The 15,365-nt window shown below is 64.0% G+C and carries 13 protein-coding genes and 2 tRNA genes; 4 read left to right on the plus strand and 11 right to left on the minus strand.

Features of this window, described 5'->3' with window-relative positions; all coding sequences use genetic code 11:
* Positions 1-192 precede the first annotated feature (192 nt).
* The 6 genes from ndk to J3S28_RS08135 form a co-directional block, all read right to left on the minus strand.
* On the minus strand, positions 193-606 hold the full coding sequence (ndk, locus tag J3S28_RS08110) for a nucleoside-diphosphate kinase (RefSeq protein ID WP_207839377.1): 414 nt from the start codon (positions 604-606) through the stop codon (positions 193-195).
* 80 nt (positions 607-686) lie between these two features.
* Positions 687-1,079: a hypothetical protein gene (locus J3S28_RS08115; RefSeq protein WP_207839378.1), complete on the minus strand. Its 393-nt coding sequence runs from the start codon at positions 1,077-1,079 to the stop codon at positions 687-689.
* 154 nt (positions 1,080-1,233) lie between these two features.
* Positions 1,234-1,650 carry a DUF4233 domain-containing protein gene (locus tag J3S28_RS08120; protein ID WP_207839379.1) on the minus strand — a complete coding sequence of 139 codons (417 nt, stop codon included), beginning with the start codon at positions 1,648-1,650 and terminating at the stop codon, positions 1,234-1,236.
* Positions 1,647-3,065 (minus strand): bifunctional tetrahydrofolate synthase/dihydrofolate synthase, encoded by a 1,419-nt coding sequence (gene folC, locus J3S28_RS08125; protein WP_307796950.1) that lies wholly within the window; start codon positions 3,063-3,065, stop codon positions 1,647-1,649. Before folC ends, J3S28_RS08120 begins: the two co-directional genes overlap by 4 nt.
* Entirely contained in the window at positions 3,062-5,737 is a 2,676-nt protein-coding gene (locus J3S28_RS08130) for a valine--tRNA ligase (protein ID WP_207839380.1), read from the minus strand. The genes folC and J3S28_RS08130 overlap by 4 nt, the downstream gene beginning before the upstream one ends.
* Before the next feature lie 55 nt (positions 5,738-5,792).
* A complete protein-coding gene (locus J3S28_RS08135; protein ID WP_084891478.1) occupies positions 5,793-6,398 on the minus strand; it encodes a molybdenum cofactor guanylyltransferase in 606 nt (201 codons plus the stop codon).
* A 69-nt stretch (positions 6,399-6,467) separates the two neighbouring features.
* Between J3S28_RS08135 and J3S28_RS08140 the strand changes: the two genes are divergently transcribed.
* Positions 6,468-8,765, plus strand: coding sequence for an FdhF/YdeP family oxidoreductase (locus J3S28_RS08140; protein ID WP_207839381.1), 2,298 nt, complete (start codon positions 6,468-6,470; stop codon positions 8,763-8,765).
* The gene (gene fdhD, locus J3S28_RS08145) at positions 8,765-9,586 is read left to right on the plus strand and encodes a formate dehydrogenase accessory sulfurtransferase FdhD (RefSeq protein WP_207839382.1); all 822 of its coding nucleotides are present in this window, start codon (positions 8,765-8,767) and stop codon (positions 9,584-9,586) included. The genes J3S28_RS08140 and fdhD overlap by 1 nt, the downstream gene beginning before the upstream one ends.
* A 48-nt stretch (positions 9,587-9,634) precedes the next feature.
* Here the strand turns inward: fdhD and clpX are convergent, their stop codons facing one another.
* The 5 genes from clpX to J3S28_RS08170 all read right to left on the minus strand — a co-directional run bounded on the left by clpX (position 9,635) and on the right by J3S28_RS08170 (position 14,077).
* A complete protein-coding gene (gene clpX / locus J3S28_RS08150) occupies positions 9,635-10,912 on the minus strand; it encodes an ATP-dependent Clp protease ATP-binding subunit ClpX (RefSeq protein WP_084838643.1) in 1,278 nt (425 codons plus the stop codon).
* Positions 10,913-11,123: 211 nt separating this feature from the next.
* Positions 11,124-11,756, minus strand: coding sequence for an ATP-dependent Clp protease proteolytic subunit (locus tag J3S28_RS08155; RefSeq protein WP_272874141.1), 633 nt, complete (start codon positions 11,754-11,756; stop codon positions 11,124-11,126).
* A gap of 74 nt (positions 11,757-11,830) precedes the next feature.
* Positions 11,831-12,439 (minus strand): ATP-dependent Clp protease proteolytic subunit, encoded by a 609-nt coding sequence (locus J3S28_RS08160; protein WP_084838726.1) that lies wholly within the window; start codon positions 12,437-12,439, stop codon positions 11,831-11,833.
* A gap of 161 nt (positions 12,440-12,600) precedes the next feature.
* A complete protein-coding gene (gene tig, locus J3S28_RS08165) occupies positions 12,601-13,974 on the minus strand; it encodes a trigger factor (RefSeq protein WP_207839384.1) in 1,374 nt (457 codons plus the stop codon).
* Positions 13,975-14,003: 29 nt separating this feature from the next.
* Positions 14,004-14,077, minus strand: a tRNA-Pro gene (locus J3S28_RS08170).
* Between the two features lie 199 nt (positions 14,078-14,276).
* Here J3S28_RS08170 and J3S28_RS08175 point away from each other — a divergent pair.
* Together J3S28_RS08175 and J3S28_RS08180 are read left to right on the plus strand one after the other, a co-directional pair.
* Positions 14,277-14,350 (plus strand) — tRNA-Gly (locus tag J3S28_RS08175).
* 284 nt (positions 14,351-14,634) lie between these two features.
* On the plus strand, positions 14,635-15,330 hold the full coding sequence (locus J3S28_RS08180) for a L,D-transpeptidase (protein WP_207839385.1): 696 nt from the start codon (positions 14,635-14,637) through the stop codon (positions 15,328-15,330).
* Positions 15,331-15,365: the final 35 nt, after the last annotated feature.

A 15,365-nucleotide genomic window follows, 5' to 3' on the forward strand; every position in this document is an offset into this window, starting at 1 on the left:
ATGTCCACACCACGACAGGTGAGAAGCCACCTGAGTGGGGACCGAGCACACGAACTGATCATCTGGCGGTCGGCGCCCCTTGTCCATTGAGCAGAGCAGCGGGCTCGACAACCATTGTCAGTATCCCACACAACCGCCCGGACGCTGCCGAGTCCACCGACATCACCCGGATTCGGGCCTTGCGCCGACCTGTCAGCCGAGGTCAGGGAACCAAAGTGCGATCTCACGCTCAGCCGAGTCCGGCGAGTCCGAGCCGTGAACGAGATTGAACTGAGTACTCAGTGCGTAGTCGCCCCGAATGGTGCCCGGGACAGCTTTCTCCACCGGGTCGGTGCCGCCGGCAATCTGGCGGAATGCGGCCACTGCGCGCGGACCCTCGAGGACAGCCGCGACCAGCGGGCCGGACGTGATGAATTCGAGCAGGGATGGGTAGAAGGGCTTGCCCTCGTGCTCGGCGTAATGGCCGGCCGCTACGTCATCGCTGACGGTTTTGAGTTCGAGGGCGACAAAGGTCAGGCCCTTGCGCTCGATCCGCTCGATGATATCGCCGACCAGTCCGCGCTCGACGCCGTCGGGCTTGATCAGTACCAGAGTCCGTTCAGTCACCCGGTAAGACTAACCCGACGGCAGTTCGAGACGTGGACCCGACTGTGCCGTCGAACCGAGCTAGGGCGCGTCGAGCCGAGCTAGGGCTGGCAGTACTGTCCTTCGACAGCAAAGAATCCGTAACTGAAGACGCCGCCCGAGGTGGGCGCGGGATCGATGACGACCTGGATGCACCCACCGGGTGACGCGAGAGCCTCGTCGACGACGATGTCGAAGCGGGCTGCGAGCGCGAGGTTCGCCGGCTTGTACTCGGCGGGTACCGGAATCGAGGCGACGAACTCCGGGAGGTTCATGTCGGCTGCGCGCTGGGTCAGCGCGTGCGTCGCGATGTAACCGAACTGACTGTCTCCCACCGGCATCGGCGAGCTCGCCTCAGCAGAAGCAGCCCCAGCTCCTGACGCAGTTCCCGCGATGACACAGGCGGCACCCGCGGCGGCGAGTGCGGCAGGAACGAACTTTGTGGAGCGTGACATATATATGTGTACCTTTCGAATGCTTCGGGGGGTGGTGTGCCTGCGATCTTGTCAGCACCCCGCGCCAGACGAAACCCGATTTGCGACTTTTCAGGTCACGTTCCGGCAACATCGCCGACGAGTCCTCCTGACCGGCCCACACACCGACGACCGGTCAGTCGACGATGCGTTCCTGCCCGTTCAGCAGTCCGCGTTCCATGCGCAGCCGGACATCGCGCTTGATGTAGGCGATGTACAGCCACACGATCATGAAGACGATCCCGACCACGCCGATGGACCAGTGGACGATCCATCCAGCGATTGTGATGACTTGCAGCGCAAGGTCATACGGCAGAGCCCAGGACCTGCCCTGCAATCCAGAACCCAGGATCAGAGCCAAGCTGAGCACGCCGAGGTAGATCCCCGAAGCGACGGTGAGACCACCGCCGACGCGCACTACGATGGGGAATGCCAACATCACCACGATCGCTTCGAGGATCAGCGTTCCTGCCATCACCCCGCGTAGACCCCGCCATGGATCGACGGTCGGCGGCGTGAACTTTGCTGGTACGTCGGACGATTCGTCGCTCATGCCGGATCCTTTCCGAACAGCGTGCGGGCCGCACCAGCGGTGACGACCGAGCCGGTGATCACCACGCCCGTTCCGGACATCCCCTCGGAGTCGTCGAGATTTTCCTCGGCGAGCTCGATTGCGGCCTCGACGGCATCGGGCAAGAACCCGTGGACCTTCACCCTGTCCTCGCCGAAGATCGCGGTGGCCACCTCCGCCAAACTCTCTGGGTCCATTGCGCGCGGGGATCCGTTGTGAGTCAACACGATGACGTCGAAAACTGGCTCGAACGCGGCCAGCAGGCCGGCAGCGTCTTTGTCGGCGAGCACGCTGACCACCCCGATCAGGCGCCGGAAATCGAACTCGTCGTCCAACGCCGACGCCAACGCCGACGCGCCGTGTGGGTTGTGTGCAGCATCCAGGAAAACCGTTGGAGCAGAACGCACTCGCTCGAGTCGACCCGGACTGGTCGCCGCGGCGAAGCCTGCGCGGACCAACTCCGAATCGAGCTGGCGTTCTGCGCCGGCCCCGAAGAACGCCTCGACGGCCGCGAGCGCCAACGCTGCGTTGGATGCCTGATGTGCGCCGTGCAGCGGCAGGAAGATCTCGGGGTATTCGCCGCCGAGTCCCTGCAGCGTCAGCAGCTGTCCTCCGACTGCCACCCGGCGTTCGAGCACCGCGAACTCGGAACCCTCGCGGGCGACGAACGTGTCGGCCTCGACAGCGGCGCGCAAGAGCACGTCGGCGACTTCTTTCTCCTGCACCGCGAGGATCGTCACAGGATCAGTCGGTACCAGCGAGTCCGGTGCCTTCTTGATGATCCCGGCCTTCTCCCCCGCGATCTCGGTGAGCGTGTCGCCGAGGTAGTCCGCATGGTCGAGTGCGATCGGGGTGATGACCGCGACCGTGGCGTCGATGACGTTGGTGGCGTCCCAGCGCCCGCCCATACCGGTCTCGACGACGGCCACCTCGACCGGCGCCTCGGCAAACGCGGTGTACGCCATCGCCGTCAGTACCTCGAACTTGCTCATCCTTGGCCCATCGGCGGCCAGCGAGCGATCGTCGATCATGTCGATGTACGGCTCGAGTTCGCGATAGGTGTCCACGTAGGTCCGCGGCGTGATGGGCACCCCGTCGATGGAGATGCGTTCGGTCGCGAGTTGCAGATGGGGGCTCGTGATCCGGCCCGTCCGCCGGTGGAAGGCGGTGAGCAGAGAATCGATCATCCTCGTCACCGACGTCTTGCCATTGGTTCCCGCCACGTGGATCGCCGGGTACCCACGTTGTGGAGACCCCAGCAGGTCCATCAGCGCCGAGATGCGCGCGAGGGACGGATCGATCTTGGTCTCGGGCCAACGGGTGTCGAGAGAGGCCTCCACCTCGCCCAACTCGGCGAGATCATCCGCGCTCGGCTGCGTCGGTTCCGGCTGGGTCACGATTGGCCTTCCAGCGACGCCAGCGCGGCAGTGATTCGGGCCACCTCGTCACGCGCCACCTGTTGGCGTCCGCGAATCTTGTCGACCACGGCATCCGGCGCCTTGGAGAGGAACTGCTCGTTACCCAGTTTGGCCGTGGTCCCTGCGAGTTCCTTCTCGTTGGTGGCCAGGTCCTTGGTCAGCCGCCTCCGCTCTGCCTCGACATCGATGGTTCCGGAGGTGTCGATACGCACGATCACCGTCGTGTCCCGCAGCCGGACCTCGATCGTCGCGGTGGCCGAGAACTCCGCATCGGCGGGGTCGAGCCGCGCCAACGAATCGAGGTAATCACGCTGGTCGGTCAGGCCCGCCTCGGTGAGCCCTTCCAATTGAACGGCCACCCGCTGCGAGTCCTTGACACCTTGATCACTGCGGAACCGGCGGATCTCGGTGATCAGCCGCTGCGTGTCCTCCACCCGGTGCCGGGCGGTCAGGTCCACGGCCTCGCCCGATGCCACCGGCCAGTCGGCGATCACCACCGACTCGCCGCCGGTGAGGGTCTTCCAGAGCACCTCGGTGACAAAAGGCATGAACGGGTGCAGCATCCGCATCAGGGAGTCGAGGACGTTTCCGAGAACGAGTTTTGTTGCCGCCGTACAGGCTTCGTCACCTCGAGCGAATTGCACCTTGGCCAGCTCGAGGTACCAGTCACAGAACTCATCCCAGGCGAAGTGGAACAGCGCCTCGCATGCCTTGGAGAACTCATAGGCCTCGAAACCCGCGTCTACGTCGGCGCGAACCTGCTCCAGCCGATCGAGGATCCAGCGGTCGGTGTCCGTCAACTGATCGCGCGCGGGCAACTCCCCCACGGCCGCGCCGTTCATCAGCGCGAACTTGGTGGCGTTGAACAACTTGGTGGCGAAATTGCGCGACGACTGTGCGTGGCCTTCGCCCACCGATAGATCGCCGCCGGGATTCGCGCCACGGGCCAGCGTGAACCGGAGGGCGTCCGCGCCGTAGTGGTTCACCCAATCCAGCGGGTCGATGCCGTTGCCCTTGGACTTCGACATCTTGCTGCCGTGCTCGTCACGCACCAGACCGTGCAAGAACACGTTCCGGAACGGCACCGGCGTGTCGGTGCCGGTCTGCTCGCCCAGCGACTTCGCCACGTACGTTCCGAACATCATCATCCGGGCGACCCAGAAGAAGATGATGTCGTAACCGGTGACCAGTACCGACGTCGGATAGAACTTCTTCAGATCGTCGCCGACCTCCGGCCAGCCCATGGTCGAGAACGGCCACAGTCCCGACGAGAACCAGGTGTCGAGCACGTCGTTGTCCTGCACGTAACCCGCAGGGGCCTGCTCTCCCGGACCTACGCAGACCATGTCCCCGTCCGGTCCGTACCAGACGGGGATCCGATGGCCCCACCACAATTGCCGCGAGATACACCAGTCGTGCATGTCGTCGACCCAGCCGAACCACCGTGGTTCGAGCGACGCGGGATGGATCACGGTCTCACCAGAGCGCACCGCGTCGCCCGACGCCTTGGCGAGTGTTTCCACGCGGACCCACCACTGCATGCTCAGGCGCGGCTCGATCGGTTCGCCGCTGCGCTCCGAGTGCCCCACGCTGTGTACGTATGGCCGCACCTCTTTGACGATGCGGCCCTGTTCGGCGAGCACTTCCCGGATCTTCGCGCGGGCCTCGTACCGATCGAGGCCGTCGAACTGGGTTCCGGTACCGGTGACGTGCGCGGTCTCGTCCATCATTGTCGGCATCGGCAGATTGTGCCGGGAGCCGAGGGCAAAGTCGTTGGGATCGTGTGCCGGGGTGATCTTCACTGCGCCGGTACCGAACTCCGGGTCGACATAGTCGTCTGCGACCACCGGGATCCGGCGATCGACGAAAGGATGATCAAGCTCCGTGCCCACCAGGTGCCGGTAACGCTCGTCGTCGGGGTGCACCGCGATCGCGGTGTCACCCAGCATCGTCTCGAGGCGGGTCGTGGCGACCACGATATGCGGCTGCGTGTCGTCGAGAGAGCCGTACCGGAAGCTGACCAGCTCGCCTTCGACGTCGGAATACTTCACCTCGATGTCACTGATCGCGGTTTGCAGGACCGGCGACCAGTTGACCAGTCGCTCGGCCCGATAGATCAGACCGTCGTCGAACATGCGCTTGAACACCGTCTGCACGGCACGAGAGAGCCCTTCGTCCATCGTGAAGCGTTCGCGAGACCAGTCCACGCCGTCGCCGAGGCTGCGCATCTGCGCGCCGATGGTGCCGCCGGACTCGGCCTTCCACTTCCAGACGCGATCGATGAAATCCTCGCGGCCGATGTCACCACGGTTGATGCCCTCGGTGGCCAGTTGCCGCTCCACGAGTGACTGGGTCGCGATGCCTGCGTGGTCCATGCCTGGCAACCACAGGACCTCGAAGCCACGCATCCGACGCTGTCTGCACATGGCGTCCATCAGGACGTGGTCGAGCGCGTGCCCCATGTGTAGCGAGCCCGTGACATTGGGGGGCGGCAGCACGATCGAGAACGGTGGCTTGTCGCTCGTCGCATCCGCGGTGAAGTACCCGGCATCTACCCAGGTCCTATACAGCTCCGCCTCGTGTACCCGGGGATCCCAGGTCTTGGGCAGGGTGGCGGAACTGGTTTCGGCGTGCGGGGACGATTCGGTCACCGGCCAATTCTAGGCAGTCGCCTCGGAGGCGACGAAGCCGCAGGTGGTGTGCGGCTCAGGGCACTCGGAGGCGATGCAGGTCTTCCGGCGCGTTGACGTTGGTCAACCAGGTGGAATCGGTCAGCGTGACGCGGTTGGTCCGCAACGCGTCGACCGCCGCGAGCATGCGGCGCTCACCGGAAGCGACGAGATCGGCAAGAGTCCCTGCCGCCCTGGTGCGGTACACGCCCGCCAGCGGGTGCGCCCGCTGCGAGTCCACGGCGATCGCGGCATCGTCCGACTCCGAGAGCCCGCGAAGCAACTCATCCACCATCTCCGCGCTCACCAGCGGCATGTCGGTGGCGCACACGAACACCACCTCCCGTCCCGCAGCCGCTGCGGCGACCAGCCCCGTGACGAGACCACCGAGGGGACCCGCTCCGGGCTTCTCGTCGGTGACCCAGTTGATCTGTCCGGTCCCCGACTGTCCCTCGCTCAGACCGCGGTAGGCCGGTGATCCCTCGCGAGCGACAACCAGCACCGGATCGCAACGTTCGGCGACGATCCGGGTGATGCGGCCGAGCATCGATTCCCCGTTCCATTCCAACGCCGCCTTGTCGCTACCCATTCGCTTCGACGCGCCACCGGCCAAGACCACTGCGCCAATCTGTGCAACATCCATAGGACACAGTTAACGCGAGCGCGAGAGTGCTGTGGGCGAAAACGGATGCAGAGGGTGATGATGGATGCCATGAACGTCGAATCCGTACCCGAACCGAAGTCGCACGACGTCGACCAGCATCCGCCCAAGGTCTGGGCGGCAGGGGTACCGGCGGTGGCTGTTGCGCTCGCACGTTCGGTGAAACAGATGGGCACGACCCGCACGGCACGCACCCTCACCGCGCTCAATCAGCGCGACGGCTTCGACTGCCCCGGTTGTGCATGGCCGGAGACCCCTGGCCACCGCAAGCACGCGGAGTTCTGCGAGAACGGCGCGAAAGCCGTCGCCGAGGAAGCCACCACGCGCACCATCGGACCGGAGTTCTTTGCTGCACACAGCGTTTCCGACCTTCGCGAAAAGTCGGAGTACTGGCTGTCCCAGCAGGGCCGGATCACCCACCCGATGGTGCTCACCGAGGGTGACGACCACTACCGGCCGATCCGATGGGACCAGGCATTCACCCTCATCGCCGACGAACTGACCGGGCTGGAGCACCCCGATCAGGCAGCGTTCTACACCTCCGGTCGGACGAGCAACGAAGCCGCGTTTCTCTACCAGCTCTTCGCGCGATCCTTCGGGACGAACAACCTCCCCGACTGCTCGAACATGTGCCACGAGTCTTCGGGCAGCGCCCTGATCGAGAGCATCGGAATCGGTAAGGGATCGGTGTCCGTACCTGATCTCGAGAACGCCGATCTAATCATCATCGCGGGACAGAATCCCGGCACCAATCATCCGCGGATGCTCTCGACGCTCGAGAAGGCGAAGGGACGGGGCGCCACCATCGTCGCTGTCAATCCACTTCCCGAGGCCGGACTACTGCGCTTCAAGGATCCCCAGAAGGTGGGCGGTGTCGTTGGTAGAGGCACGACGCTGGCCGACGAGTTCCTGCAGATCCGGATCGGTGGGGACATGGCCCTGTTCCGGGGGCTGGCCAAACTACTCTTGGACGCCGAAGAGGCCGATCCCGGAACAATTTTCGATCACGCCTTCCTCCAGGAGCACTGTCTCGGGGTCGAGGACTACCTGACCGAGGTCGCGAGGGTCGACCTCGCAGAGATCGTGGAAGCCACCGGCCTGACCGAAGCGCAACTGCGGGACACCGCCGACAGACTGGTCAGCTCGCGCCGCACGATCATCTGCTGGGCCATGGGTTTGACGCAGCAGGCGCACGGGGTTGCGACCATCGAAGAACTCACCAACGTGCTGCTGCTGCGCGGCATGATCGGCAAACCTGGTGCCGGAGTGTGTCCGGTCCGCGGGCACTCGAATGTGCAGGGCGACCGGACCATGGGGGTCTGGGAGAAGATGCCGGACTACTTTCTCGACGCCCTCGACCGCGAGTTCGGCATCGAGGTGCCACGGCAGCACGGCTTCGACACCGTGGACACGATCCGGGCCATGGCCGCAGGCGACATCAAGGTGTTCATCGCGATGGGTGGCAACTTCGTCTCCGCCTCCCCCGACACCCACGCCACCGCCGCCGCCATGGGAACCTGCCGTCTCACGGTGCAGGTGAGCACGAAACTCAATGCCTCACACTTACGTCCGGGTTCAGTCGGTGTGATTCTTCCCACGCTGGGCCGCACCGATCGGGACATCTGCGACGGCCGCAAGCAGGAGGTCACCGTCGAGGACTCGATGTCGGTGGTCCACCTGTCCCGAGGCTCACTTCCGCCGTCGGGTGCCGAACTGCGGAGCGAGGTCGCCATCATCAGTGGGCTCGCAGAGGCCACACTCGGACCGGATCATGCGGTGCCGTGGGCCCGTTTCCCAGCCGACTACAACGTGATTCGCGACCACATCTCCCGGGTCATACCGGGATTCGAGGACTTCAACACCAAGGTGCGCCACCCCGACGGCTTCGTGTTGCCGCACCCGCCGCGGGACACGCGAACCTTTCCCACCCGGACCGGAAAAGCCAACTTCGCAACGAATCCGCTTACGTGGCTTCGTGTTCCCTCCGGGCGCGTCATCCTGCAGACCCTGCGCAGTCATGATCAGTACAACACCACGATCTACGGTCACGACGACAGGTATCGCGGGATCAAGGGCGATCGCAACATCGTGTTGCTCAATCCCGAGGACATCACCACTCTCGGCCTGGCCGACGGACAGACCGTCGATCTGATCTCCGAGTTCAGCGGGCCTGCGGGCCTGGAAGAACGCCGGGTTCGCGCGTTCCGCGTCGTCGCGTATCCGACTCCTCGCGGGAACGCTGCGGCATACTATCCCGAAACCAATCCACTCGTTCCCCTCGAACACGTTGCGGTCAAGTCGAATACACCCGTCTCCAAGGCGATCACCATCCGCATCGAGGCCTCCTGATGGGCAGGGTCAGCAGTCGAACGCGGGTACGCCGGATCCGGCCCGGGAGCACAGATTCCCGCGCCGACACCCTTGCCGTCGAAGAACCACTCGAGATAAGAATCGGCGGAGAAGCCCTGGCTGTGACCATGCGCACCCCCGGATCCGACATCGACCTCACGCACGGTTTCCTGCTGACCGAAGGCATCATCTCGGGCGCCGACGACATCAGCATGATTCGCTACTGCGACGGCGTCGACGACCAGGGTCGCAACACCTACAACGTCCTCGACGTGGCAATGCGTGAGCAGCACGTGGTTCCGGAGACCGCATCCCGGAACTTCTACGCCACCTCATCGTGCGGGGTGTGCGGCAAAGCCTCGCTCGATGCGGTTCGGCTGAAGTCAGATCATCGGCCGGCCGACGACCGGTGCACTGTCGAGGTGGAAACGCTCACCCGCCTGCCTGAGCGACTCCGTAACGCCCAGAAGACTTTTGACCTCACAGGTGGTGTCCACGGCGCCGCCCTGTTCCGCACCGACGGAACCCTGCTCGTGGCACGCGAGGACGTGGGCCGGCACAACGCCGTCGACAAAGTGATCGGCTGGGCGGTACAGGAACGACTACTGCCACTGCGCGAGACCATCTTGATGGTGTCGAGTCGCGCGTCCTTCGAACTCGCGCAGAAGGCTGTGATGGCCGGTGTTCCGATACTGGCTGCCGTCTCTGCCCCATCGTCGCTTGCCGTCGATCTCGGAAACGAGGCGGACCTGACCGTCATCGGTTTCCTCCGCGGCGAGTCGATGAACATCTATTCCGGCGGTCATCGAGTCCTGGAATGAGAGAACGCCGGTGGGATCGCTCCCACCGGCGTCGTCTCGAGAATCCGCTCAGGCGCTCTTGTCGCGCCGCTCGTCACGACGCGGCTTGCGAGGCACGATGGTCGGAAGGACGTTGTCGCGCACCGTTTCTCCGGTGACGACGACCTTCGCAACATCGTCGCGGCTCGGGATGTCGTACATCACCGGCAGCAAGACCTCTTCCATGATCGCGCGAAGTCCACGAGCACCGGTGCCCCGGTGGATGGCCTGATCGGCTATGGCCTCGAGCGCATCGTCAGTGAACTCGAGCTCCACACCGTCCATGTCGAACAACCGCGCGTACTGCTTGACCAACGCGTTCTTCGGCTGCGACAAGATGTTGACGAGAGACTCTTTGTCCAGGTTGGTCACCGATGCGATGACCGGCAGACGTCCGATGAACTCGGGGATCAGACCGAACTTGATGAGATCTTCGGGCATGACCTCGGCGAAGTGGTCTGCGCTGTCGTCGTCGTTCTTCGCCACCTCTGTGCCGAAACCGATGCCGCGTTTGCCGATTCGATCGGACACGATCTTGTCGAGCCCGGCGAAGGCACCGGCGACGATGAAGAGGACGTTGGTGGTGTCGATCTGGATGAACTCCTGGTGCGGATGCTTACGTCCCCCCTGAGGGGGCACAGAAGCCTGCGTACCTTCAAGGATCTTGAGCAGGGCCTGCTGGACACCTTCGCCCGAGACGTCGCGCGTGATCGACGGGTTTTCGCTCTTGCGGGCGATCTTGTCGACCTCGTCGATGTAGATGATGCCGGTCTCAGCGCGCTTGACGTCGTAGTCCGCGGCCTGGATCAGCTTCAGCAGGATGTTCTCGACGTCCTCGCCGACGTATCCGGCCTCGGTCAACGCGGTCGCGTCGGCGATGGCGAACGGAACGTTCAGCATCTTCGCCAGGGTCTGGGCGAGATATGTCTTTCCGCATCCGGTCGGGCCGAGCATCAGAATGTTCGACTTCGCCAACTCCACCGGCTCAACCCCACGGGAATCCTTGCGATCGCCCGCCTGGATCCGCTTGTAGTGGTTGTACACCGCGACAGCCAGGGTCCGCTTGGCGGTGTCCTGCCCGATCACGTAGTTCTCGAGGAAATCCCTGATCTCCATGGGCTTCGGGAGCTCATCGAGTTTGACGTCGCTGGTCTCGGCGAGCTCTTCCTCGATGATCTCGTTGCACAGGTCGATGCATTCATCGCAGATGTACACCCCGGGACCAGCGATCAGCTTCTTCACCTGCTTCTGACTCTTTCCGCAGAAAGAACACTTCAGCAGATCGCCACCATCTCCGATACGTGCCATCTGTCGCTGTACCTACTTCCCTTACCCTGCTGCCCAGAAAATTCTAGAGAATTCGCGCGGTCCGCCCAGCTCACCCGGAGTTCGGTAACCACGACCGTACCCGTAGGTGACCCGAACTTCGACCGATAAAGCCAAATGTCGCGAGCCTCTTTCCAAGCTCACGACCCGCAGGCCGCCCTTCGCGCACACAGGCGAAGGGCAGCCCATCGATTTACTTCTTGCGTCCGGACTTCTTGCGGTACTCGAAGACCTCGTCGATGATCCCGTATTCCTTGGCCTGCGCGGCGGTCAAGATGTTGTCGCGGTCGGTGTCCTTGCGGATCTTGTCGGCCGGCTGGCCGGTGTGGCCGGCCAGGATATCGTCGAGCTTCCGACGGATGCGTTCGATCTCGGCGGCCTGGATCTCGAGGTCGGAGACCTGCCCCTGGTAGGCGCCGCCGGTGCGGGGCTGATGGATGAGGATGGTCGCGTTCGGCAGAGCAGCCCTCTTACCCGGGGTTCCACCGGCCAGCACGATCGCAGCGGCGGAGGCTGCCTCACCGAGGCAGACCGTGGCGATGTCGCAGTGCACGTACTGCATCGTGTCGTAGATGGCCAGCATCGCCGGCACACTGCCACCGGGCGAGTTCACGTACATGATGATGTCGCGGTCAGGATCCTGCGACTCGAGCACCAACAGCTGCGCCATGATGTCGTTCGCGACGGTCTCGTCGATCGGGGTACCCAGGAAGACGATTCGCTCTTCGAAGAGCTTCGCGTACGGGTTGTACTCACGTGCACCGTTGGGCGTGTGCTCGATGAACGACGGCAGGATGTAGCGCGCTTGGGGTGAAAGGTTGTTCATGGTCCTCATTACTTTCCGATGAGTGTGCGAGGGGCCGGAGACGAAGCGGAGCGGAGCTCGACCCGAGTTACGAATCAGGCGCGCGTGATCACGTGATCGACGAGGCCGTAGTCCTTGGCCTGCTCGGCGGTGAACCACTTGTCGCGATCGGCGTCCAATTCGATCTGTTCCAGGGTCTGACCCGAGAACTCGGCGTTGAGCCGATTCATCTCTTTCTTCGTCTGCGCGAACTGCTCTGCCTGGATGGCGATGTCAGCAGCGGTTCCGCCGATACCCGCCGACGGCTGGTGCATCATGATCCGGGCGTGCGGCAGCGCGTGGCGCTTGCCCTTGGTGCCTGCCGCGAGCAGGAACTGGCCCATCGAGGCGGCCATGCCCATCGCATAGGTGGCGACATCGCACGGTGCGAGCTGCATCGTGTCGAAGATCGCCATGCCGGCGGTCACCGAACCGCCGGGCGAATTGATGTAGAGGTTGATGTCCTTGGTCGGATCCTCAGCCGAGAGCAGCAGGATCTGCGCGCACAGACGGTTGGCGATCTCGTCATCCACCTGGGTGCCCAGGAAGATGATTCGCTCACGGAGCAAACGCTCGAACACCGAGTCGGTCAAATTCAGTCCGGCCACACCCGAACTCGCGGTTGCTCCGGAGAGCGCGGGGGTGTGGATCTTCGGCTCAGTCACGGTACCTACCTTCGACGTCCCGGAAATCGATCCGGGGTTTTCGTTCAACGGACTCACAGTCATTTGATTGCTCTCTCCGACACTAACGAATAGGGGCGACGCCGATGGCTCGGCGTCGCCCCTATTCGCTGACAGCAGAAATTGTGCTGGCGTTTTGCCTGCTAGGACTTGTCGTCTGCCGACTCGTCGGCATCCTCGACGTCTTCCGCGGCCTCCGGTCGCGGGTAGAACTCCGTCGTGTCGACGGTGGCGCCCGCGGTGTCCTTGACCGTCACATCGGGGACGATCTGCGACAGCGCCTTGCTCCGGCGCACCTCGGCGTACACGGCGCCGACCTGGTTCGCCTGCTGCAGCTGCTGAGCGAACTCTGCCGGCTGCATGCCGTAGCGCTGGGCCTGGAACATGATCTGCTGCATGAGCTCGTCCTGGCCGACCTCGGTCTCCTGCTGATCGGCGATCGCGTCGAGCAGCAGCTGAGTCCGCACGGACTTCTCGGCGACCTCGCGGGCATCGGCCTCGAACTTCTCGCGAGTGGTGCCCTGGGCCTCGAGAAGGCTCTCGAAGGCCGCGTCGTCATGGCCGAGGCTGTGGACGACCTGATGGATCTGGCTGTCGACCTCGGCGGTGACGATTGCCTCGGGCAGGGGCACCTCGACGGTCTCGAGCAGCTTCGCGACGAGACCTTCGCTGATGGCGTTGGCCTGTTCCATCCGCTTCGACCGGGCAACGCGCTCGCTCAGATCCGCCTTCAGCTCATCGACAGTGTCGAACTCGCTTGCCAGCTGGGCGAACTCATCGTCGACCTCGGGAAGCTCGCGCTCCTTGACGGAGAGGACCTTGACCGTCACGTCGGCCTGATCACCACTGTGGTCGCCGGCGACCAGCGTGCTGGTGAAGGTCTTTTCCTCGCCGGACTTCAGTCCGATGAGGGCCTCGTCCAGTCCGTCGATGAGTTCACCGGAACCGACCTCATGGGACAGTCCGCTGGTGGCGGCCTCCTCGACCTCTTTGCCGTCGATGGTGGCCGACAGGTCGATGGAGACGAAGTCACCATCGGCCACGGGACGCTCGACACCGGTCAGGGTTCCGAAGCGGGCACGTAGCGCCTGCAGTTGCTCGTCGACGGCCTCGTCGTCGGTGGCCACCGGCTCGACCTCGATCTCGAGGGTCGAGTAGTCCGGCAGCTCGATGTCGGGACGGACGTCGACCTCGGCGGTGAAGGTGATGCTCTTGCCGTACTCGAGCTCTGCGAGGTCGATCTCGGGCTGGCCGATCGCCTTGATGTCGGTCTCGTCGACGGCCTCGCTGTATTTCGCGGGAAGCGCTTCGTTGACGACCTGCGCCAGCACCGCGTCGCGGCCGACACGGGCCTCGATGAGCTTGGCCGGGGCCTTGCCGGGGCGGAAACCGGGGATCCGGATGTCGCGGGCCAGCGTCTTGTAGGTGCGGGCGAATTCCGGCTCCAGTTCCTCGAACGGAACCTCGACGTTGAGTTTGACCCGCGTCGGGCTGATCTGCTCGACGGTGCTCTTCACTTGACTCCCTTTATTGCTGTTCTCGTGAGTCGGGATGACAGGATTCGAACCTGCGACCCTCCGCTCCCAAAGCGGATGCGCTACCAAGCTGCGCCACATCCCGTGTAGGTCGTTCTGCCGCGACTCGCTGCGCCTGCAGAACCGAACGCAAATACTACGTGCCAGCCCGCCCCGCACCTAAACCGGTGACTCGCACCGGCTCGAACACCCCCGTTTCCAGCCGATTTCTGATCGGCGGGCACGAGGCGGTACAGTCCTTTTCGCAGCGACAGCAATGGCGATCCCAGTGATGTCGTATGCACGCGGGTGTAGCTCAATGGTAGAGCCCTAGTCTTCCAAACTAGCTACGCGGGTTCGATTCCCGTCACCCGCTCCATCGTCAAAAGCCCTGGTCAGAGCATCGCTCTGACCAGGGCTTTCGAAATTCCGCCCAGAATCCTCCCCCGGAGCGACCATCGACGGCATAGTGCCCTCCGTCCCGCTGCGCGGGACCATCTCAGGCTGGTTTCTCGACCATCCCAGCAACCCAAGTTGTCACATCAGTAACTCTGGCCTCATATGCGCCATTTGCGTTTGGTGCAACGCCTCGCGCGTGTAACGATTGAGCCCGCGCTTTCGGGGAGCGTACCTAGAATGTCGCCAACGTAAAGGTTCAACATAGTGTCGACCAGCAAGTTCGCTCGCGGTAGCGCGTTCGGACGTACCGTCACCCGGCTCCTGGCCGCCGTACTCGGCGTCATTGTCGTGACACTGGCCATTCCGGCCACCGCGTCCGCTCAGCCCGTACCCACCGTTCCCGGACTGCCCGGCGTACCACTGCCGACCATCCCCGGAGTCTTCACCCCGGCCCCGGCACCGCCCGCGGAGCCGTCGACCCCGGAACCGGCACCTGCCCCACCGAAGCCGGTCGAGCCCGCACCTCCGGTCGCGACCACGACCGGCTGGGTCGCACTCGCCGACGACGCCACTCACCAGTTGACCATCTGGCAGGACGGCAAGGTCGTGCGCACGATGCCCATCTCGATGGGCTCGAACGACCACCCCACTCCGAACGGTACGTACTACACGAAAGAGAAGTACCGCGACATGTACATGGATTCATCCACGTACGGCGTCCCGGTCGACTCGCCCGAGGGGTACCGCACCTACGTCGAGTACGCGGTCCGCATGTCGTGGGATGGCATCTTCGTCCACGGCGCACCGTGGTCGGTCGAGCAGCAGGGCAACACCAATGTGAGCCACGGCTGCATCAACCTCAGCCCGGAGAACGCGAAGTTCGTCTACGAGAACTTCCCCGAGGGCACTCCGATCGTGGTGCAGGGCACCATCGGCGGACAGTACGTTCCCGGAAGCTAGATTCACCCCCAGCACAACGACGAACGGCGCCGAGG

The organism is Williamsia soli, assembly GCF_017377795.1.
GTDB classification, from domain to species: domain Bacteria; phylum Actinomycetota; class Actinomycetes; order Mycobacteriales; family Mycobacteriaceae; genus Williamsia; species Williamsia soli.